The following is a 19,424-nucleotide window of genomic DNA, read 5'->3' as shown; positions in this document are numbered from 1 at the left end:
CTACAGCCAGTCCTCGTCCACCAGTTGCAGCCAGAACCAGCTCGCGGCCTTGCGCATCCAGTCCATGTTGGGCTCCTCCGGCAGCACCGTCTCCCGGCCGTCGAGGCCGTACTCGGTCCAGCGCGTGCGGCCGCGCTCGTCGCGGCTGACGTGGTAGGCGCTGCGCAGCTTGTCGGCGTGCACCAGTTCCATGAACCTGGACACGAGCGTCGGGCTGTCGATCAGCAGTCCCGATTCGGTGTTCAGCAGCGCGGAGCGCCGGTCGAAGTTCATGGACCCGACGTAGAACCATCGCTCGTCGACCGCCGCCAGCTTGGAATGCAGGCTGCCCCTGGACGCCATGAACGACCCCAGCGTGTTGAACCGCGCCGTGAGCTGCGGGCTCATCTCGTAGAGATTCACCCCCAGGTCCAGCATCACGTCGCGGTAGACGACGTAGCGGGCATGCACCAGGGGCTCGTCCGTCGCGCCGGCGGCGTTCGTCACTAGCGTCACCTCGACGCCCCGCTGCCGGACGCGGCGCAGCACGTCGATGTCTTCCCGGCGCGGGACGAAGTACGGCGAGCCGATGAAGAGCTCCGACCGCGCGCCGGCGGCCAGCGCCTGGATCCTGTCGCTGACGAGCGGGCCTGCGGCCCGGCCGCGCACCTTCTCCGGCGGATCGGCCAGGACCTGCGCCCGCGCCCACACCAGGTCCAGCATGCGCATCGCGATCTGGTACCTCAGGGGCCAGTTGCCGAAGGCGTCCCGCTCTCCCGGCACCAGGTCCAGGGCCGCCACGGGGCCACGCGCCGCGCCCGCGGGCGGCGCAGGCGGCCGCAACGCCGTGATCGGGTAGCTGTGTTCGCTGTTCCAGTAGCTGTCGAACACGGCGGCCTGCTGCGGCACCACGGCCCCGGCCGCCAGCACGTCCATGTCGATGAAGTTCTCGTTCTTCGCACGCATGAAGTACTCGTCCGCCACGTTCCTGCCGCCCGAGATGGAAACCACGCCGTCCGCGATCAGCAGCTTGTTGTGCATTCGGTGGTTGATCCGGCGCAGCTCGTGCACGGAGCGGACGATGCGGGACGCGACGCTCCCCCCGCGGGCCGGCAGCGGGTTGAACAGCCGGACCTCGAATCCCGCCATGCTCCCGATGCGCAGCAGCGCGTCTTCCGCCTCGCCCAGGTTCAGGTCGTCCAGCAGCAGGCGCACGCGCACGCCGCGCCGCGCCGCTGCGCGCAGCGCGCGCATCACCTGGCGGCCCGACGAGTCGCACGCGAAGATGTAGTACTGCAGGTCCAGCGAGCGGCGGGCCGCGTCGATGACGGCCAGGCGCGCATCCAGCGCATGCGGCCCGTCATGCAGGAGCTGGAAGCCGGAATAGGCAGCCGGCGTGCCCTGCGGCGTGCTGGCGCGGACTGCCGCGCCCAGTTCGCCGTCCAGGTAGGGTGCCAGCGACAGCACCTCGGGCACGCTCCCGCGCGGGCCCAGGCTCGCGCAGGCCCCCAGCGCGACGGCGGCGAGGACGGCGAGCATCCGCAGAAGACGTGCCGGCCGCATGGCTCAACGCAGCGGCCGGGCGGCCCCGGCGGACATCGCCTCGATCGCCGACAGCACATCGGCCGGCTCGACCCGCCGCCGCACGTCTTGCGCGATGGCGGCGAAGCGGATCGTGCCGCGGGGATCGATCACGAACGTCGCGGGGACGGGCAGCACCCACAGCCCGTTGCCGTTGAGCACCGGGATGTCGGTGCCCACGCTTCCGTAGAAATCGACGAGGTCGGGATGCAGGGTGAAGGCGAGGCCGAAGCCGTTCGCCGCCTCCAGGCCGGAATCGCTCAGCACGGTGAAGCCGAGCCGGTTGTCGTCGGCCGTGTCCAGGGAGTTTTCCGGCGTCTGCGGCGAGACGGCCAGGAGCGTGGCGCCGAGCCGCTGCAAGGCCCGCTCCCGGCGATGCCATTCGCGCAGTTGCAGACTGCAGTAGCTGCACCACCCGCCGCGATAGAAGACCAGCACCAGCGGCCCCTTGCGCCACACGTCGGAAAGGCGGACCGGGCGGCCGTGCGCGTCCGGCAGCGTGACGTCCGGGGCCGCCTCTCCCGGACGCCGGGACCGCTGCGGGATGCCGGTGGCATCGAACGCTTCCACGGCGTCGCCGGCGGGCGGCGCATCGAATGGCTTCATGATGGGATCGGTTCCGTTGTCGGTCCAGGCCGCAGACAAGTGCGGTCCCGCGCGAGCCGCCGCACCGGCAAGGCTCAGCGCGGCGCGCGCAGACTCGCCGCTGGCCACGGCGCTCGCCGCGGCGAGCGCCGACGCCAGGAGGCCGAGGTGGATCCATGCCCACCGGCTGCCGGGGCCAGGGACCGATCCGCAGATCGGTCCGTCGGGTCGTTGCTCGCGCGCCATGGCTTCGGGTACTGCACCGCTGTCCCCAGCAGGCCTGGGGCACCGCACCGCGAACGCCGCAGCACGTTTTCATGCTAGGGACCCTCACCCGCGGCCGGTAGGCCCGCGGCGGAGACGACGGCGTTGCCGCCGCGGCATCAATCGCGCGGATGGACGCGGTCCACGCAGCACCGGCGCCAGGTCGCGGCAGGCTGCGCGCCGATCGCGTGCGCCTGGCGGCCGCAACCCCTGCGGCCTCTTCGCGACGCGTATCGATGCATGCCGGCGCAACGGTAGAGCTCCGTCTCTCCCTTTGGGCGGTGCCCCGGCGTCCTCGCCGGCCCAAAGATGACGGCTCGCCGTGCCGGTTCATGCCGGCACGCAACTTCCCTCTTCATACCGGAGCCACCATGAAGCAATCCTCCTTCCGCATCGCACTCGCATCGGCGGTCTTCGCCGCCATGCCCGCCATCACCTTCGCACAGGGCGCCGGCGACGCCCGGCAGACGGACCTGCGTGCCCAACGCCGTGCCGAGGCCGTCGAGGCAGCGCGGCACCCGCAGCCGGGCGAAGGCAACCCCGTCCCCGAGGCCGGCCCGAAGGCCAGCCGCGCCGACCGCGCGAAGGCCCGGCAGGCGCGCCGCCCCGCGGCCGTCGAGGCGGCGCGGTCCTTCAAGCCCGGCGAGGGAGACCCGCGGCCCGCCGCCGGCCCTCGCATCCCCCGCGCGGAACGACGCGCCGAACGCGCCGTCAGGCGCGCGGAAATCAAGGCGCTCAACAAGTCCGGCAGACTCCCCGTCTACGGGGAGAGCTACGGCGCGGCACCGACGCCGTGACCCGGGCCCTGCACGCCGACCAGCCCGCGCCGCGTCGCCGCGACGGCGACCTGCGTGCGCGAGCCCGCGTGGAGCTTCCCGCTGATGTTCGCGACATGGGCTTTCACCGTGCTGGCGGAAATCGCCAGCCGCCGCGCGATGGCCTTGTTGCATTCGCCTTGCACGACGAACTGCAGGACGTCCGCCTCGCGCGGCGTCAGGTGCACGGGCAGGCTGCCGTGGACCGTCGCCATGGCTCCCCGGCTCAGGTGCGGCGCGCCACCGCGCGCTGCATGGCGGATGGCGGCCGCCAGTTCATCGGGCGTGGCGTCGTGGAGCAGGTAGCCGCTCACGCCGGCATCGATGGCCCGGGCGATCTCCGCCTCCCGCGCCGCGCGGGCGATGGCGATCACGCGCATCCGTCCGGCGCGTTCCTGGCAGGACATCTCCGCCAGCAGGCGCAGTGCCGAGCGGACGTCGGCCACGGCGACCTGCGCGTCGTCGTGCTCGACCAATTCGAAGTCGGCCTGGCGCGCGATGAGGCCCGCGAGGCCCGCGGCGACGATGTCTTCGTCGTGCCGTACCGCGATCCGCAGCCTGGCGTGCGGCGTCATGGCGGTCTCCTTCAACGGCACGGCGCCTCGGCCGCCACCAGCCCGCGGCGCTGCGCCTCGCCGATGGCGGCGGTCCGGGTCGACGCGTCGAGCTTTCCCAGCAGCGCCTTGACGTGGCTCTTCACCGTGCCCTCGCCGATGCCCAGCGCCGCGCCGATCTCCCGGTTTCTCAGCCCGCGGGCCATGAGCTGAAGGACCTGCAGCTCGCGGCCCGTGGGCGCGACTTGGCCGAGGCTGTCGAGCAGCCGCTCGGCCACCAGCCCGCCCATGTACTTTCCGCCGCCGGCCACGCAACGCACGGCACTCAGCAGCTCGTGCCGCGAGCAGTCCTGCAGCAGATACCCGTGAACGCCGGCACCCAGTGCACGCCGGATCTGCCAGCCCGTCTCCTGGTCCGTGACCACCAGGACCGGCAGCGGATCGACGCGCCGCTGCCACGACGACATGGCGGCGATGCCGCCTCCGTGGTCCGTCACGATCACGTCCACGGCCTGCCCATCGGGCGGCCCGCTGCACACATTGAAGTCCGTGCCGGAGCGCAGTAGCGCCGAGATGCCCGCGGCGACGTACGGGTCGCCGTGCGCGACGGCCACGGCGATGACGCCCTGGCCGGCCGGCGGATCGCAACGCTGCCGGTCGAACCGGGTCATGCCTTGTCCAACGGGTCCGCCGCGGGGCTGGCGGCTTCGACCTGCGCGCCGTGCTCCAGCGTCCGGTGAACCGGGCAGCGCTTGGCCACGTCCAGCAACTGGGCGCGCTGCGCCTCGTCGATCGGCCCGTCGATCGACACCTGGCGGCTGAACACGTCCGCCCCCGCGTGCGCGGCGTCCCTGCGGTGGTTCACGGCGGTGCGGATGCGGCCGACGGGCCAGCCCTTGCCGTCGGCATAGTGGCGCAGGGTCATGGTGGTGCATGCGGCCAGTGCCGACGACAGCAGGTCGTAGGGCGTCGGGCCGGACCCCAGCCCGCCGACCTGCACGGGTTCGTCCGCGATCCAGCGCGACCCGCCCGAGCGCAGCGCGAGCTGGTACTTGCCCAGCCCGGTCTCCTCGGCGACGGCGTCGGCGGCTTCCTGCGGCCCGGCGGGCACGGCCGGCAGGTACCGGCCGGCCCACGCCGAGATCACGCGGGCGACATGCTCGGCATCCTCGCGCGCCAGGAGGAGATGGTCCGCGCGATCCAGCGACACGAAGCTCTTCGGATGGCGGGCGGCGAGGAAGATGCCGCTGGCGTTCCCGATATCCACGATCCGGTCGCCGGGCGAATGCAGCACCAGCAGGGGGCGCCTCAGCGCGGCGATGCGTGCGCCCTGGTGATGCGCGTGCAGGTCGTCGAGGAAGGCCTTCCCGACCGAGAGCGCGCGTCCGTTGACCCGGACGAGCGACGCCCCCCGGGCGCCGACCTGCGCGAGCCCCGCGGGATCGAGCAGCCGCAGCACGTGCGCCACGTCGAACGGCGCGGCGATGGTCGCCACCGCGCGCGCGCTGGCGATGTCCTGCGCGGCGGCCAGCACGGCCGCCCCGCCCAGGCTGTGCCCGACCAGCAGGGCGGGCGCCATGCCCTCCGCCGCCATGGCCTCGGCGGCCGCGTGCAGGTCCTGCACGTTGAGCGTGAAGGTCGTCTGCGGGAAGCTGCCCTCGCTGTCGCCCAGGCCGGTGAAGTCGAAGCGCAGCACGCCGATGCCCTGGCTGGCGAGCGCCCGCGAGATGCGCACCGCGGCCAGGTTGCGCTGCCCGCAGGTGAAGCAGTGCGCGAAGAGCGCCCAGCCGCGCCCGATGCCCTCGGGCAGCTCGAGGCTCCCGGACAGCATCTGCCCGCAGCGGTTGGGAAAGTCGAAACGGCGCGTCGGCATGCGTCATTCCTCAAGCATGCGGGCGCCTTTCTTTCCTCAGCCCTGCAGGCGCGCCGCAAGCTGCGCCACGTGCGCGCCCTGGAAGCGCGCGATCGCCAGCTCGTTGGCGGAGGGCAGGCGCCGGCCATCAGGACCCGCGAGCGTGCCCGCACCGTAGGGCGAGCCGCCGGTGATCTCGTTCATCTCGGTCAGCCCGGCGCAGGTGTAGGGCACGCCGGCGATGAGCATGCCGTGATGCAGCAGCGTCACATGGAAGGACGTGATCGTCGTCTCCTGGCCGCCGTGCTGCGTGGATGTGGACGTGAAGACGCTGCCGATCTTGTTCACGAGCGCGCCGGCTGCCCACAGGCCGCCGGTCTGGTCGAGGAAGGTGCGCATCTGCCCGGCCATGCTGCCGAAGCGCGTGGGCGTCCCGAAAAGGATCGCGTCGTAGTCCGGCAGCTCGGCCACGGTCGCCACCTCCGCAGCCTGGTCGGTCTTCCCGCCGGCCGCGCGCAGCGCCTCCGTGGACATGGTCTCCGGCACGCGCTTGACGGTGACTTCGCTGCCCGCGACCGAGCCGGCGCCTTCGGCGACGGCCCGCGCCATGGTTTCGAGGTGGCCGTACATGCTGTAGTAGAGAACGAGGATCTTGCTCATGGGTGGCTCTGGATGTGTTCCGGTTGAGAGAAGAAAGAAAAGAAGGACGGATTCATCGTAGGAGCCCGCACCGTGGTCCGGAAGGCGCTGGCGGCGGCGCACGACGTTGCCTGCCGAGCATCAATCGCGCCACGCGCCGGAGGGCTGTCACAAACACACGCGTCGAACCGTCTTGATCCTGGCCGGAACTCGCCTCCCGCCGCGGCCGCCGCCCTCGGACCGGCGTCCGCGCCCGCCCGCGCGCCACGCCGTGCCGCTTCGAAGCGGCGACATAACCATCCTTGACATGCTTTAACTGGCGGCCCGCCAGCGCCAGGGGCAGAGTGACCACCGTACCGCACGAAGGCAGCCACGCACCCGCCTCCTTCGAACCGAGAACCTGCCCTATGAGAACGCCTGCCCTTGCCAACTTGTCCGCCGCGGCCACGCCGCCGAGGCCCGACCCTCTCGCCTCCAGCTTCGCCACGAGCTACGCCGGCGTCGTCGCGTTCATCGCGGTCGCCGCCGAAGGCAGCTTCGCCCGCGCCGCCGACCGGCTCGGAATCGGCCGGTCCGCCGTCAGCCGCAGCGTCCAGAAGCTGGAGGACCAGCTCAACGTGCGCCTGTTCCTGCGCACCACCCGCAGCACCACGCTCACCCGTGAAGGCGACCTCTTCTACGCCAACTGCCATAGCGGCGTCGAGCGGATCGTCCAGGCCGTCGAGGAGATGCGCGACCTGCGCGAGGGGCCGCCGCGCGGGCACCTGCGCATCAGCGCCGCGGTCGGCTTCGGCCGCAGGGTGGTGGCCCCGCTGCTCGGCGACTTCCGCAGCGCCTACCCCGACGTGACGATCGACTTGGTCCTGAACGACAAGCCCGCCGACTTCACCTCGGACCGGGTCGACATCGCGTTCCGCAACGGACGCCTGGAAGACGCCCAGATCATCGCCCGGCAGATCATCCCGATGCAGATGATGGTGTGCGCCTCGCGCGCCTACCAGCAGAAGCACGGCCTGCCGACCACGCCCGAGGAGCTCGCGAACCACGCCTGCATCAACTTCCGGTTCGCCTCCGGCCGCGTGTTCGAGTGGGAGTTCAAGGTGGACGGCCAGCTGCGCAAGTTCATGCCCCCGGCCCGGCTCACCTACAACGACCCGGACCTGGTGCTGCAGGCCGTGCTCGACGGCCACGGCATCGCGCAGATGGCGGGCTACCTGGCGTGTGACGCGCTGCGGCGCGGCGAGCTCGTCGCGTGCCTGAACCAGTACGCGCCCGACGACCGGGGCCACTACATCTGCTACCTGAGCCGGCAGCACCTGCCCTCGCGCATGCGCGTCTTCATCGACTTCATGACCAGCCGGATCCGCGCCGCCGACCTGGACTGCGGCACGTGAAGGCCGGCGGCCGATTGTTCCCCGCACGGCAACGGCATGCGTCCCTTGGCGTGGCTTCCTCGGACCGGGCCCGAAACCTAGCATGACCCGCAGTCCATCAGCTCCGCGCACAACGCATCACTTCCCTCAACCACAGCACCACACCGCCATGAACAAGACCCCCAACCCATCGCGCCGCACCCTGATGGCCGCAGGCGCAGCCGTTGCCACCGGATCGCTGGCCGCGGCCATGCACGGCCCGGCAGGCGCAGCGACCCGACGACCGACCACCCAACCCAACCGGAGTTCACGTATGAGCAGCAACACCATCACCACCAAGGACGGCACCCAGATCTACTACAAGGACTGGGGCGAAGGCCCCGTCGTCACCTTCTCGCACGGCTGGCCGCTGAACGCCGATGCCTGGGACGGCCAGATGCACTTCCTGACCCGCCACGGCTTCCGCGTCATCGCGCACGACCGCCGCGGCCACGGCCGCTCCAGCCAGCCCTCGTCGGGCAACGACATGAACGGGTACGCCGACGACCTGGCCGCGCTGTTCGAGGCACTCGACCTGCGTGACGTGTCGATGGTCGGCCATTCGACCGGCGGCGGAGAAGTCGCGCGCTACATCGGGCGGCACGGCACGCGGCGCGTGGCCAGGGCCGTCCTCATCGGCGCCGTGCCTCCCGTGATGCTGAAGTCCGCCGCGAACCCCGAGGGGCTGCCGATGGAGGTGTTCGACGGCATCCGTGCCGGCGTGGCCGGCGACCGCTCGCAGTACTACAAGGATCTGGCCGTCCCGTTCTACGGCGCCAACCGCCCCGGCGCCAAGGTGTCGCAGGGCACGCTGGACCAGTTCTGGCTCTGGAGCATGCAAAGCGGCCAGAAGAACGCCTACGAGTGCGTCAAGGCCTTCTCCGAGACCGACTTCACCGAGGACCTGAAGAAGTTCGACGTGCCGACGCTGTTCATGCACGGCGAGGACGACCAGATCGTGCCGATCGACGACGCCGCGCGCAAGGCCGCAAAGCTGGTCAAGGGGGCCAGGGAAATCTACTACCCGGGCGCGCCGCACGGCCTCACCGCCACGATGCAGGACCGGGTCAACGCCGACCTCCTCGCATTCCTGCGCAGCTGACCGGCCATCCACGCCACCGCCCCGATCCAGACCATGTTGAACATCCTGCTGCAGACCACGATCGAAGAAGACCCGGACGACTGGAGCATCCGTCGCTTCAGTCGCGTCGCCTCCTTCATCGCCGGGCTGCGCGACGCCGAAGGGCATCCCGCCTTCATGGTCACGGCCCGGGATCGGGCGCGGCGCGGCGCACCGGACCCTGTCCTCTCGACGCTGCACGAGTCGGACTTCGACCAGGCATGGCTCTTCGCGGTGGACGCGGGAGACGGCCTGACGCCGGAGGACTGCGCCGGCATCACCCGGTTCCGGCGTCGCGGCGGTGGGCTCATGGTCACCCGCGACCACACGGACCTGGGAAGCTGCATCTGCAACCTGGGCGGCGTGGGGGCCGCGCATCACTTCCGCAGCCGCAACCCCGAGCCCGACGCGAGCCGCCACTGCACCGACAACCCGGCGTCGACGGAGATCGACTGGCCCAACTACCACTCCGGCGCGAACGGCGACTTCCAGCGCGTGCGGCCCGTCGGCAGCATCCACCCGGTGCTGCGCGACCGGCAGTCCGCCACGGGCGTCATCCAGTACCTGCCGGCGCATCCGCACGAAGGCGCGATCAGCGCGCCGGCGGGAGACGCCAGCAGCCGCGTGATCCTCGAAGGCCTCAGCTCCGTGTCGGGACGGCGCTTCAACATCGCCGTGGCCTTCGACCGCACCGTGTCCGGCGGACGCGCCATCGCCCAGTCCACGTTCCACCATTTCGCCGACTACAACTGGGATCCCGCCGCCGGCTGCCCTTCGTTCGTCGGCGAGCCCGCGGGCGACGCCATCGTCCGTTTCCCGGAAGCCCTTCGCTCGACGCAGCAGTACGTGCGCAACGTCGTCGGCTGGCTCAGCGCATGACGGGCCCGACCCGACCAGAACGCATCATGACGGCACTTCCATCGCTCACCCTGGCCGTCCTGCTCACCTGCCCGCTGGGCGCGGCAGCGCAGGAGGCATTCGTGCCAACCGCCGCCTTCCTCCAGGCGGGCGCTTCGCAGGGAACCCAGTCCTTCACCGCAGGGCTCGCCTGGGATCTTCCCTATGCGTGGACCCTCGGGACGGCCCGCATCGAAAGCCGCCTGGAAGCATCGTATGCGTGGTGGCAGATCCGCTCCGGCGACAGGGACGGCATCTCCCATCTGTCGCAGCTGGCGCTCATTCCGGCGCTTCGCTACCGCTCCGCCCATGGCTCCCCCTGGTTCTTCGAGGCGGGGCTGGGCGTGACGGTGACCTCCTCGGTCTACCGCACGCGCCGCAAGCGCTTCTCCACGGCGTTCAACTTCGGCACGCACCTGGCCGTCGGGCGCAGCTTCGGGGCGCAGCGCCAGCACGAGGTCTCGCTGCGGTTCGAGCACTTCTCGAACGCCGGCATCCGGCATCCGAACCCCGGCGCCAACTTCGTGCAGCTGCGCTACGAGCGCCGTTTCTGACAACGCGCCGACACAACACCTCAACCTGCCTCACTCTTCAAGGAGAACCCGATGACTTCCCCCCGATTGCCCTGGACCCGTCTCGCCCCCAAGCCGTATCAGGCGATGGCGGGCGTCGGCGAATCGCTTGCCGACTCGTCGCTGGGCGCGCCTCTGATCGAACTCGTGCAGACACGCGTGTCGCAGATCAACGGCTGCCCCTTCTGCCTCGACATGCACGCCCGCACCCTGCGCAAGCTCGGCCAGGGCTGGCAGCGCATCAACAGCCTCGCCACCTGGCGCGAGGTCGACTTCTACGACGAGCGCGAACGCGCAGCCCTGAACTGGGCGGAAGCGCTGACACGCGTGGCGGAAGGACACGCCGACCAGGACGTGGCCTTCGACATGCTGCAGGCGCACATGAGCGCGCAGGAGATCGTGGAGCTGACCTGGGCCATCGCGCAGATCAATGCATGGAACCGGATGGCCATCGGCATGAAGGCGCCGCCCTCCCGCCAGCCGCTGGAATGACGCCGGCCGGACACGCGTCGAGGAACAAGGAAATGCTCAAGACCAGACACACCGCCGGCGCCGCCCTGCTGGCCTTCGCACTTTTGCCGATCCCGCAGGCCGTCGCCGCGCCGCAGGCGATCGTCACGCCGCTGCAGACGCAGGCACTGCCGGACATCCCGGGCAAGGAGGTGCTCGTGATCGACGTGACCTATCCGCCGGGTGCCGTCGATCCGACGCACAGGCACGATGCCCACGCATTCGTCTACGTCCTCGAAGGCACCATCGTGATGGGCCTCAAGGGCGGCAGGGAAGTCACCCTGACCCGGGGGCAGACCTTCTACGAGGGGCCCGACGACATCCACGTCGTCGGACGCAACGCGAGCAGCACCGAACCCGCGCGCTTCACCGTCACGCTCGTCAAGAAGAAGGGTGTCGACTTCTTCATCCCCGTGCAGGACGCCGGGGGCGGCGCGGGCCGCCACGGCCGCTAGCCCCGCACAGGGCCACGGCGGGGAGCGGCGCCACCCATGCCCGACCGGACGCAGGAGCTGGTCGCCTTCGTGCGCACGGTCGAGGCCGCGTCGTTCAGCGGCGCGGCGCGCACGCTCGGGGCCACGCCGTCGGCGATCTCGAAGCGCATCGCCCGCGTCGAGTCGCGGCTGGGCGCGCGCCTGTTCCACCGCTCCACCCGCAGCCTGGCGCTCACCCAGGAAGGCGCGGCGTACTACGACCGGGTCGCGCCGCTGCTGCGCGCGCTGGACGAGGCGGCCGACGTGGTGCACGCACCCGCGACCGCCCAGGGCAGCCTGAAGATCACCGCGCCCGCCAGCCTGGGCCGCGCGCTGATGCACCCGATCACCGGCGACTTCATGCCGCGCAACCGCGGCCTGAGGCTGGACATCGGGCTGACGGACCGGCATGTCGAACTGATCCGGGAGGGCTTCGACGTCGCGCTGCGTGCCGGAGACATCGCCGACTCGGACCTGAACTCGCGGCTGCTGGCGCGGCTGCCGATGGCCCTGGCCGCCTCGCCGGCCTACCTCGCGGCCCGGGGCGTGCCCGACGACGTGACGGCGCTGCGCCGGCACGACCACGTCCGTTACGTCGTCGGCGGGCGGCCCTATCCCGTGCGGTTCGCCGACGGGAGCGTCTTCACGCCGGAAGGCGTGCTCGACACGGACAGCAGCATGGCGATGCGCATTGCGGCGCTGAACGGCGTGGGCATCGTCTACATGCTGCGCCTCGCCATCCAGGAGGACCTGGACGCCGGCCGCCTGTCCCTCGTGCTGCCCGGCCACGCCCTGCCGACGGTGCCGGTGTACGCGCTGCACGCATTCGGGCGCCACACGCCGGCGCGGGCGCGGCTGTTCATCGACTTCGTCGCCGCTCAGTTGTCGGCATTCGGCGTCTGAGCTGGCCGCGCGTGCCGCTGCGCGAGGTAGCGCCCCGGCGGCACGCCCATGGACTTCTTGAACATGCTGATGAACGCGTTGACGGAGTTGTAGCCGAGGTCGGCGGCCACCTGCTGCACGGTCGCGCCGGAAGAGAGCCACTGCAACGCCACCATCACCTGCAGCCGGTGGCGCCAGTGGCCGAAGGACATGCCGGTCTCGGCGCGGACCAGGCGGGCGAAGGTGCGCTCGCTGACGGCAAGCCGCGATGCCCACTGCGCGGCCGTGCTGCGGTCGGCCGGATCGGCCGTCAGCGCCTGCGCCATCCGGCGCACCCGCGGCTCGGCCGACACCGGCAGATGCAGCGGGCCGGTGGCCACGGTCTCGAGCTGGTCCAGCAGCACGGCCCGCAGCCTCCCGGCCTGCACGCCATGCTGCCGCTCGTGCGGCAGGCCGGCGAGATGCAGCGCCAGCTCGCGCAGCAGGGGACTGATGCCGACCGTGCAGCAGCGCCGCGGCAGGGCGTCCATCTCCACGCCGAGGAAGAGGAAGCACACGCGGCTGTTCGGCGCGACCCGGTTGCCGTGGGGCGTGGCGCCCGGTATCCACAGGCCGCCGTGCACCGGCGCCATCCACATCGCGCCAGGGACCTCGCAGGTCATCGAGCCCTCCAGCACCATCGCAAGCTGGCCCTGGACGTGCCGGTGCTGCGGCATCTCCTCGGGCTGCGCGCCGGCATGCACGATCACGGCGGCGACCGCCGTGCTCATCCTGCCGAAGTCGAATGTCCAGGGACTGGATGGGCGGACGGACATGGGCGGGCGCCATTCTGGCAGGAACGAGGGATCGAACGTCGGCATCGAGGGACGCCGCGGCCAGGCCCGCCGATAGAGTCGATCGCGACATCGCCACCGCCTCTGCCGCCCCCCATGACATCACCGACACCGCCGCGCGCGGCGCACCATCCGGCGCTGGCGCTCGCCGGCATCCTGCTCATCGCCGCCAGCCTGCGCGCGCCGATCACCGTGGTCGGCCCGCTGGTCGTGCCGATCCGCGAATCCCTGGGCCTCGGCGCCGCGCAGGCCGGCCTGCTGACCACCCTTCCGCTGCTGGCCTTCGCGCTGGTCTCCCCCGTCGCGGCACCGTGTGCGGCCCGGTTCGGGCCGGAGCGCACGCTGCTGGCCGCACTGGCCCTAATGTGCGCGGGCATCGTCCTGCGCTCGGCCGGCCCGGCATGGGCGCTGTACGCGGGGACGGGCCTGACCGGCGGCACCATCGCCATCGGCAACGTGCTGCTGCCCAGCCTGCTCAAGCGGGACTTCCCGCTGCACATGGCCCGGCTGACGGCAGGCTACGCCGCGACGATGATCGTGGCAGCGGCCCTGGCCTCGGCCGTGGCCGTTCCGCTGGCCGAGGCGTGGGGCGGCGGCTGGACGCGCGCCCTCGCGGCCGTCGCGGTGCTGCCGCTGCTGGCGGCCCTGCCCTGGCTCGTGCCGGCCCGCCGGCCTGCCGGCGTCGCCCCGCGGCCGTCTCCCGCGGCGCCGCGCCCTTCGGTGTGGCGGGCGCCCCTGGCCTGGCAGGTGGCGGCCTACCTGGGCCTGACCTGCTTCATTCACTTCGCCGCCATCGCATGGCTGCCGGCGATCCTGCAGGAAGCGGGTGCGTCCGGCGCGCGCGCCGGCGCGCTGCACGGCTGGATGCAGCTGGCCGGCGCGGCGCCCGCGCTGGCGCTGGTGCCGCTGCTCCAGCGCCTGCCCGACCAGCGCTGGATCGCCTTCGCCTCGCCGGCGCTCGGCGCATGCGGGCTCGCGGGGCTGCTGGCGCGGCCCGAGTGGGCCGCGCTCTGGACCTTCGCCTTCGGCATGGGCATGGGCGCCTCGCTGGTGCTGAGCCTGGCCTTCGTCGGCCTGCGCGCCGGCTCGCCTCAGGTCGCCGCGTCCCTGTCCGGCATGGCGCAGTGCATCGGCTACCTGCTCGCCGCCGTCGGTCCGACGCTGGCGGGTTCCCTGCGCGAGTGGAGCGGACGCTGGAGCCTCCCGCTGGGCGTCTGCATCGCGCTGTGCATCGCGATGTGCTGGCTGGGTCTCTCGGTCGGGCGTGCGGGGCACATCGATGGAACGCCCGTGCGCCGAGGGCGGGAAGGCCCCCAGCCGAGCGCGGGCTGAATGCGCCCCTGCATCGGTGCCTGCCATGCAACGCTGCGGTCATCCCGGCCCGCGCCGCGGCGCGACCGGCGGCGCCCGGCTCTACCTGCTGCGCGCGGGGCGCCCGCGCACGGCGGCGCGCCTGGAGCCCGTCGCCGCCGGCGCGAGCTGCCGGCGCAGCTGGCGCAGCCGCTCGATGTCGCGGCCCTGGGCGCCGTCGCCGGCCTGCTCGCACGTCTCGGCGAGCAGTTGCGCCGCCCGGGCGTCCAGCCCGGTGGAGACCCACAGCCGGGCGAGGTCCAGCGCCGCGCGCCACGCCCAGCTCGCCGCGCCCTGCTGGCTGGCCGTCTCGAGGGCGCCGCGGTAGTGCGCCTCGGCCTCGCGCGCCATGCCGTCGCGCTCGCAGCGCCGGCCGGCCGCCCGCCGGACCTCGGCCGCGCACCACTGCGCCTTGCCCTGCGACACCCGCTCGAACAGATCGTCGTCGATCCACTCTGGGCAGAAGGTCACCAGCATTTCCTTGCGCGGCGCGTCGTACGCCGGAAGGCGGGCGGCCACCTCGCGCACCTGCCTGCCACGGTCCTCGTCGGCATCGGGCAGCAGGCCCTGCTCGTACCACTGCGCGTAGCGCAGCCATCCCACCAGGCCCTTGCGCTGTGCCTCGTCCTTCATCATATGGATCCACGTGCGCGCCAGGTCCGACTCGCCCGTCCACACGGCGACCGGGCAGGCGCCATACAGGCCGGCGCACATCGTCACCGAGGTCCCCACCGCCTGGGCGCGCGCCACCAGGCTGCGGGCCGCCTCCAGCGCCTCGGCCGTGCGGCCCTGGATCCACAGCGTCCGGCAGAGCACCGCCATGGCGGCCACCACGGGGTCCACGCCCACCATGCTCGCCCGGGTGTGCACCGTGCCGCCGATCATGACGATCGACGCCTCGCTGTGCTGCCTGGAGACCTCGAAGCGGCCGCAGAAGTGGTTCGCCATCGCGCTCACGCGATGGGCGAGGTTGAGCGCCGACGGGTCGGACCATGTCTGCGCGACCGCCAGGAGCGCATCGGCTTCCTGCAGGGCCACCGCGTACTCGCCGCGGAACATGTCGTGCGTGCACCTGCCCCAGCGGGCCTGCAGCTCCAGCATGGGCACCTTCAGTTCCCGTGCGCCGGCCAGCGCGCGCCCGGAGACGGCGGCCAGTTCCGACATCGATCCGCCCGTGTGCAGCAGCGCGCTGATCAGGGCAGTGCACAGCCAGGTGGCGGTCTCGACGTCCTCCGGCAACTGGCGGTCGACCAGTTCGAGGGCCGCCGCGATGCCGTCGCGGTACTCCTCGACCTGGGAGACGTGAAACCACAGGGCCGCGGACGCGGAGACCAGCGATGCGGCCATCTTGGCGTCGGGCTGCTCCGCCAGACAGGCCTTCAGCGCGAAGCGAACGTCGTCCAGGTGGAAGGCGTAGCGCATGCTCCACGCCCGCTCGTCGCGCACGGTCAGCTCCGCCGTCGCCGCCTTCATGAGTTCGAGCATCAACGCCGCATGGCGCTTCATCAGCATCGGCCGCTCGTCGGTACGCGACAACAGCATGGCGGCATAGCTGCGCGTCGTCTCCAGCAGGCGGTAGGGGGCGATCGCGTCGCTGCTGTCGAAGGACACCAGCGACTTGTTGGCCAGGGAGATCAGCGCGTCGAAAGCCTCGTCGGGGTCCATGTCGCCGTCGACCAGGCCGAGCGCCAGGTCGACGTCGAAGCGGCTGCGGAACACCGACAGCCGGCGGAAGAGCCGCAGTTCGCCCTCGCTCAGCAGCGCGATGCTCCAGTCGAGCGCGGCGGCCAGCGTCCGGTGGCGCGGGAACACCGCCCTGCTGCCGAAGGCATACAGCCGCAGGTGGTCGTCCAGCCGCCGCGCCAGATCGTCGACCGACTGGGCGCCCAGGCGCGCTGCGACGAGCTCGATGGCCAGGGGAATGCCATCGACCTGGCGCGCGATCCTGGCGAGCACGCAGCCGTGCGCTTCGCCGAAGGCGCCAGCGCCGGCCGCCCGGCCCCGCTCCACCAGAAGCTGCACGGAGGGCCAGCGCAGCGCCTCCTCCAGCGTCAGGCGCTCGGCGCCAGGCACCGCCAGGGCCGCGAGCCGGATCACGTACTCGCCCGTCACGCGCAACGCCTCGCGGCTCGTTGCCAGGACGCGCAGCCGGGGCAGCGCCGCCAGCAGGCTCGTCATCGGGATCACCAGCGACTCGATGACGTGCTCGCAGTTGTCGACGAGCAGGAGCACGTCGCGCTCGGCCAGGCACTGGACGATGGCCTGGATGGTGTCCGGCATGTCGGCCGCCGCCCCCAGCGACCGTGCGACGGTGCCGACCACGTGGTCCCCGGAGATCAGCGTCGACAGGTCGATGAAGGCGATCCGCGCACCATGCGCCTGCTCGTAGCGCTCCGCCGCCCGGATCGCCGCGCTGGTCTTGCCGATGCCGCCCGCGCCGACCAGCGTGACCAGGCGATGGGAGGCCAGCGACTGCACGATGCCGGCGACATCGCCGTCCCGGCCGACCAGTTCGGTCAGGCGCACCGGCAGGGGCGTGAAGGACGGCTCGACCGCACGCCCCTGCACAGCCGCGCCGCCGTCGAGCGCCTCGCGGCGCACGCGCCCGTTGAACCGGTAGCCCTTCAAGGGCACGTTGGAGATCCACTCCAGGCAGCCGTCGCCCTCGCCCGGCTCGCCCAGCGCCTTGCGAAGCGTCGACATGTGGACGCGAACGCTCGCCTCTTCGACCACCACGCCGGCCCACACGGCGGACAGCAGCTCGTCCTTCCTCACGTATTCGCCGGCCCGCCTGATGAGCTGCAGAAGCAGGTCGAACGAGCGCGGCCCGAGCCGTACGGGCCGGCCTTCGCGCTCGAGGCGCCGCTGCGCCTCGCTGAGCGTGAAGGCACCGAAGCGCCAGCGCACCTCCTCGATGCCGGGGGAGGCGGAAGCGGGCGGCGGTCGCTCGGCCGGTGCTTGCATGGTGTGGCGTGGTCAACCCTGGGACGTGCAGTCGCCGGGCATGCACCGGCGCGGCGCCGCGGCCCGCAGGCAGGGATCGGCCGGGGCGGGCCCGGCACCCGGGTGGTCCGATGCGCCCTCCTCGCGGTGCCTGGCGCGTGCCCGATGTGCAGGCATCCGGCGAAGGAACTGCGCGCGCACTATATGGCCCGGGTGCGGCCTCCGCAATCGATGGACGCGAATGACCTCACCGGCCTGCGGCCCGGCCGCGCGGGCGGGCGGCCCGTGGCCCGGCAGGCACATCTCCCGGCATGGCGCTTTCATGGGCCGGCATCCTTCCTCGCAGGGCGGTCGTCGGGCCGGCGCCGGCCGCCTCTACGCCATCGCGCCCGGCGACAGCGGCAGCGGCCCGCGCCGCGGCGGCGCCGCATCGATCGCCTCCATGCGGGTGGCCGGTGCGTCCTGGCCGTCCGCGACGTGCCGCCGGAGCAGGTCTTCTTCCCGCGCCGTCAGTTCCCCGCGCCGCGGGCACGCCGCAAGGAGCCGCGCCGCCCGGCCGCAGAAGGCGCTGCTGCCGCCCCGCGCCACGGCGGCGATGCCGTCCAGCAGTTCGCGTGCGGAAGCGTCCTGGAACAGTAGGCCGTGGGCGCCGCCGTCGATGACGCGCCGGACGTTCACGTCGGCATCGCTGCGCGCCACGACGACGAGCCTCGGTGCCCGCCCGCCCGGCGCGGCGGCGCGGAGGTTCGATGCGTGGTCGGGATCGCACACGACGACGTCGACGGGCACGTCCGCGCCGCCCGGCCCGGCATGCAACGTCATGCCGGGCTCGCGCCCGACGAGCGCACGCAGGCCGGCCATCAGCAGCGCGTCCCTGTGGTGGACGCGGACCGCGATGGCCGGCCTGCGCGCCGCGGTGCGCAGCCCCGGCATCGCGGCGCCCGGCGCAGCGTCCGCTGCCAGCAGCGCGCCACGGCGCAGGGCGCGCGCAAGCCGGGGCGCCCTGTCGGGGCCGGCGATCCGGCCCAGCGCGGAGCGGACCCGCGCCCGCACGGTGCCCTCGGCGATCCCGAGCCTCCGGGCGATCTCGCGGTTGTCCAGCCCGCGCGCGAGCAGCCGCAGCACGTCCAGTTCGCGCGGCGTCGGCGCTTCCCGGGCGAAGTCGTCCAGCAGTTGGTCAGCGACGCCCACCGACAGGTACCTGCGGCCCTCGGCCACGCGCCGTACCGCCACCTGCAGTTCCTCCGCCGTGCAGTCCATGCCGAGGTAGCCGCGCGCACCCGCGCCGATGGCGCTGCGGACCTGCCAGGTCCTGTGGGACTCCGCGACGACGAGCACCGGCCGCGCGGCGCATGCGGGCCGAAGCGGGTCTTCCAGCACCTGCAGCGCCGTCGCATGGTCCGCCACGAGCACGCCGGCGGGCCCCGCCTGCGCGCCGAGCACGGCCTCGATGCCCGCGGCGATGCACGGACTCCGGTGGGCGACCGCCACCCGGCTCCGCACATCGCACGTGGCCGCTGCCGTCATCGCCGATGCGCTACGCCGCGCCGGCCAGGGCCACGATGCTGGTGATCCCGTTCCTGGCCATCTTCGTGTAGGGACAGTAGCGCTCGGTGCTTCTCACCAGCGCCTGGGCCACGCTCCTCTCGACGCCCGGCAGCGCGATCCTGACATCGGCCGCGAGCGCGAAGAGGCCGTCCACCGGATCGCGGCCCAGCGTCACCTTCACCTCGACGCTCGCGCCGTGGACCGGTATGTTCCGCCTCGCCGCCAGCAGGCTCAGCGCGCCGTGGAAGCAGGCCGCGTAGGCCGCCGCGAAAAGCTGCTCCGGGTTGGTGCCGCCGCCGGTGCCGCCGAGTTCCACCGGCAGCCGCAGGTCGCAGGCGAGGTTGCCGTCGTCCGAGCGCGCGACGCCCGACGCGCGGGCGTGCTCGCACTCGCCGCCGGTGACCGTCACCGCCGTCGAGTAGATCGAATCGAACTGCGCACCGTGGTACTTGTCGAGGAGGCTGGGCGATGGAGGCTGCAGGCGGGTCATGATGGGCGGGAATCGGGACGACGGCGCGGACACGCCCCGCCTGCGCCGCGCGGCGCAGGCGGGAGCGGATGCCGCAGCGGTTCAGCGCGGCGCCTTCGGCATGGCGAACCAGGCATCGAAGCCGA

At 72.4% G+C, this 19,424-nt stretch carries 19 protein-coding genes; 9 read left to right on the top strand and 10 right to left on the bottom strand.

What is annotated here, in order from left to right:
* Together ACIY1X_RS05290 and ACIY1X_RS05285 are read right to left on the bottom strand one after the other, a co-directional pair.
* Nucleotides 1-1,518: a phospholipase D family protein gene (locus ACIY1X_RS05290; protein ID WP_399678649.1), complete on the bottom strand. Its 1,518-nt coding sequence runs from the start codon at nucleotides 1,516-1,518 to the stop codon at nucleotides 1-3.
* A 27-nt stretch (nucleotides 1,519-1,545) separates the two neighbouring features.
* The gene (locus tag ACIY1X_RS05285; protein WP_399678646.1) at nucleotides 1,546-2,391 is read right to left on the bottom strand and encodes a peroxiredoxin-like family protein; all 846 of its coding nucleotides are present in this window, start codon (nucleotides 2,389-2,391) and stop codon (nucleotides 1,546-1,548) included.
* A 389-nt stretch (nucleotides 2,392-2,780) separates the two neighbouring features.
* Here ACIY1X_RS05285 and ACIY1X_RS05280 point away from each other — a divergent pair, with 389 nt between their 5' ends.
* A complete protein-coding gene (locus ACIY1X_RS05280) occupies nucleotides 2,781-3,206 on the top strand; it encodes a hypothetical protein (RefSeq protein ID WP_399678643.1) in 426 nt (141 codons plus the stop codon).
* Here ACIY1X_RS05280 and ACIY1X_RS05275 read toward each other — a convergent pair.
* Genes ACIY1X_RS05275 through wrbA form a run of 4 tightly spaced genes read right to left on the bottom strand, consistent with a single transcriptional unit; the run spans nucleotide 3,182 to nucleotide 6,290 of the window.
* Nucleotides 3,182-3,799, bottom strand: a complete 618-nt coding sequence (locus ACIY1X_RS05275; protein WP_399678642.1) for a response regulator transcription factor — start codon at nucleotides 3,797-3,799, stop codon at nucleotides 3,182-3,184. The two genes, ACIY1X_RS05280 and ACIY1X_RS05275, sit on opposite strands and share 25 nt — an antisense overlap.
* Nucleotides 3,800-3,810: 11 nt before the next feature.
* On the bottom strand, nucleotides 3,811-4,449 hold the full coding sequence (locus ACIY1X_RS05270) for a DNA-binding response regulator (protein WP_399678639.1): 639 nt from the start codon (nucleotides 4,447-4,449) through the stop codon (nucleotides 3,811-3,813).
* Nucleotides 4,446-5,651, bottom strand: a complete 1,206-nt coding sequence (locus tag ACIY1X_RS05265; protein ID WP_399678638.1) for an alpha/beta fold hydrolase — start codon at nucleotides 5,649-5,651, stop codon at nucleotides 4,446-4,448. Before ACIY1X_RS05265 ends, ACIY1X_RS05270 begins: the two co-directional genes overlap by 4 nt.
* Before the next feature lie 36 nt (nucleotides 5,652-5,687).
* Entirely contained in the window at nucleotides 5,688-6,290 is a 603-nt protein-coding gene (gene wrbA, locus ACIY1X_RS05260) for an NAD(P)H:quinone oxidoreductase (RefSeq protein WP_038212675.1), read from the bottom strand.
* Between the two features lie 386 nt (nucleotides 6,291-6,676).
* Here wrbA and ACIY1X_RS05255 point away from each other — a divergent pair, with 386 nt between their 5' ends.
* The 7 genes from ACIY1X_RS05255 to ACIY1X_RS05225 all read left to right on the top strand — a co-directional run bounded on the left by ACIY1X_RS05255 (nucleotide 6,677) and on the right by ACIY1X_RS05225 (nucleotide 12,156).
* Nucleotides 6,677-7,663 (top strand): LysR family transcriptional regulator, encoded by a 987-nt coding sequence (locus ACIY1X_RS05255; protein WP_399678635.1) that lies wholly within the window; start codon nucleotides 6,677-6,679, stop codon nucleotides 7,661-7,663.
* A 292-nt stretch (nucleotides 7,664-7,955) separates the two neighbouring features.
* The gene (locus ACIY1X_RS05250) at nucleotides 7,956-8,783 is read left to right on the top strand and encodes an alpha/beta fold hydrolase (protein WP_399678632.1); all 828 of its coding nucleotides are present in this window, start codon (nucleotides 7,956-7,958) and stop codon (nucleotides 8,781-8,783) included.
* A gap of 33 nt (nucleotides 8,784-8,816) precedes the next feature.
* The gene (locus tag ACIY1X_RS05245; protein ID WP_399678631.1) at nucleotides 8,817-9,680 is read left to right on the top strand and encodes a hypothetical protein; all 864 of its coding nucleotides are present in this window, start codon (nucleotides 8,817-8,819) and stop codon (nucleotides 9,678-9,680) included.
* Nucleotides 9,677-10,252, top strand: a complete 576-nt coding sequence (locus tag ACIY1X_RS05240; protein WP_399678628.1) for an acyloxyacyl hydrolase — start codon at nucleotides 9,677-9,679, stop codon at nucleotides 10,250-10,252. The genes ACIY1X_RS05245 and ACIY1X_RS05240 overlap by 4 nt, the downstream gene beginning before the upstream one ends.
* Before the next feature lie 51 nt (nucleotides 10,253-10,303).
* Nucleotides 10,304-10,762, top strand: a complete 459-nt coding sequence (locus ACIY1X_RS05235) for a carboxymuconolactone decarboxylase family protein (protein ID WP_399678625.1) — start codon at nucleotides 10,304-10,306, stop codon at nucleotides 10,760-10,762.
* 32 nt (nucleotides 10,763-10,794) lie between these two features.
* Nucleotides 10,795-11,235 (top strand): cupin domain-containing protein, encoded by a 441-nt coding sequence (locus tag ACIY1X_RS05230; RefSeq protein WP_084217337.1) that lies wholly within the window; start codon nucleotides 10,795-10,797, stop codon nucleotides 11,233-11,235.
* Between the two features lie 36 nt (nucleotides 11,236-11,271).
* On the top strand, nucleotides 11,272-12,156 hold the full coding sequence (locus ACIY1X_RS05225) for a LysR family transcriptional regulator (protein WP_399678622.1): 885 nt from the start codon (nucleotides 11,272-11,274) through the stop codon (nucleotides 12,154-12,156).
* Here the strand turns inward: ACIY1X_RS05225 and ACIY1X_RS05220 are convergent.
* Nucleotides 12,132-12,905, bottom strand: coding sequence for an AraC family transcriptional regulator (locus ACIY1X_RS05220; RefSeq protein ID WP_399678620.1), 774 nt, complete (start codon nucleotides 12,903-12,905; stop codon nucleotides 12,132-12,134). The two genes, ACIY1X_RS05225 and ACIY1X_RS05220, sit on opposite strands and share 25 nt — an antisense overlap.
* Nucleotides 12,906-13,064: 159 nt before the next feature.
* On the opposite strand from ACIY1X_RS05220, the gene ACIY1X_RS05215 reads away from it, so the two are divergent.
* Nucleotides 13,065-14,300: an MFS transporter gene (locus ACIY1X_RS05215; protein WP_399678618.1), complete on the top strand. Its 1,236-nt coding sequence runs from the start codon at nucleotides 13,065-13,067 to the stop codon at nucleotides 14,298-14,300.
* 81 nt (nucleotides 14,301-14,381) lie between these two features.
* Here ACIY1X_RS05215 and ACIY1X_RS05210 read toward each other — a convergent pair whose 3' ends face one another.
* The 3 genes from ACIY1X_RS05210 to ACIY1X_RS05200 all read right to left on the bottom strand — a co-directional run bounded on the left by ACIY1X_RS05210 (nucleotide 14,382) and on the right by ACIY1X_RS05200 (nucleotide 19,299).
* The gene (locus tag ACIY1X_RS05210) at nucleotides 14,382-17,282 is read right to left on the bottom strand and encodes an ATP-binding protein (RefSeq protein WP_399678616.1); all 2,901 of its coding nucleotides are present in this window, start codon (nucleotides 17,280-17,282) and stop codon (nucleotides 14,382-14,384) included.
* A gap of 354 nt (nucleotides 17,283-17,636) precedes the next feature.
* The gene (locus ACIY1X_RS05205; RefSeq protein WP_399678614.1) at nucleotides 17,637-18,752 is read right to left on the bottom strand and encodes a LuxR C-terminal-related transcriptional regulator; all 1,116 of its coding nucleotides are present in this window, start codon (nucleotides 18,750-18,752) and stop codon (nucleotides 17,637-17,639) included.
* A gap of 46 nt (nucleotides 18,753-18,798) precedes the next feature.
* Nucleotides 18,799-19,299, bottom strand: a complete 501-nt coding sequence (locus tag ACIY1X_RS05200) for an Ohr family peroxiredoxin (RefSeq protein ID WP_399678611.1) — start codon at nucleotides 19,297-19,299, stop codon at nucleotides 18,799-18,801.
* Nucleotides 19,300-19,424 lie beyond the last annotated feature (125 nt).

Origin of the sequence: Xenophilus sp. (genome assembly GCF_044462705.1) — a bacterium.
GTDB classification, from domain to species: Bacteria; Pseudomonadota; Gammaproteobacteria; order Burkholderiales; family Burkholderiaceae_C; genus Xenophilus; species Xenophilus azovorans.
Note: the sequence above shows the minus strand (reverse complement) of the source record. Positions and strands in the feature narration are given on the sequence as shown.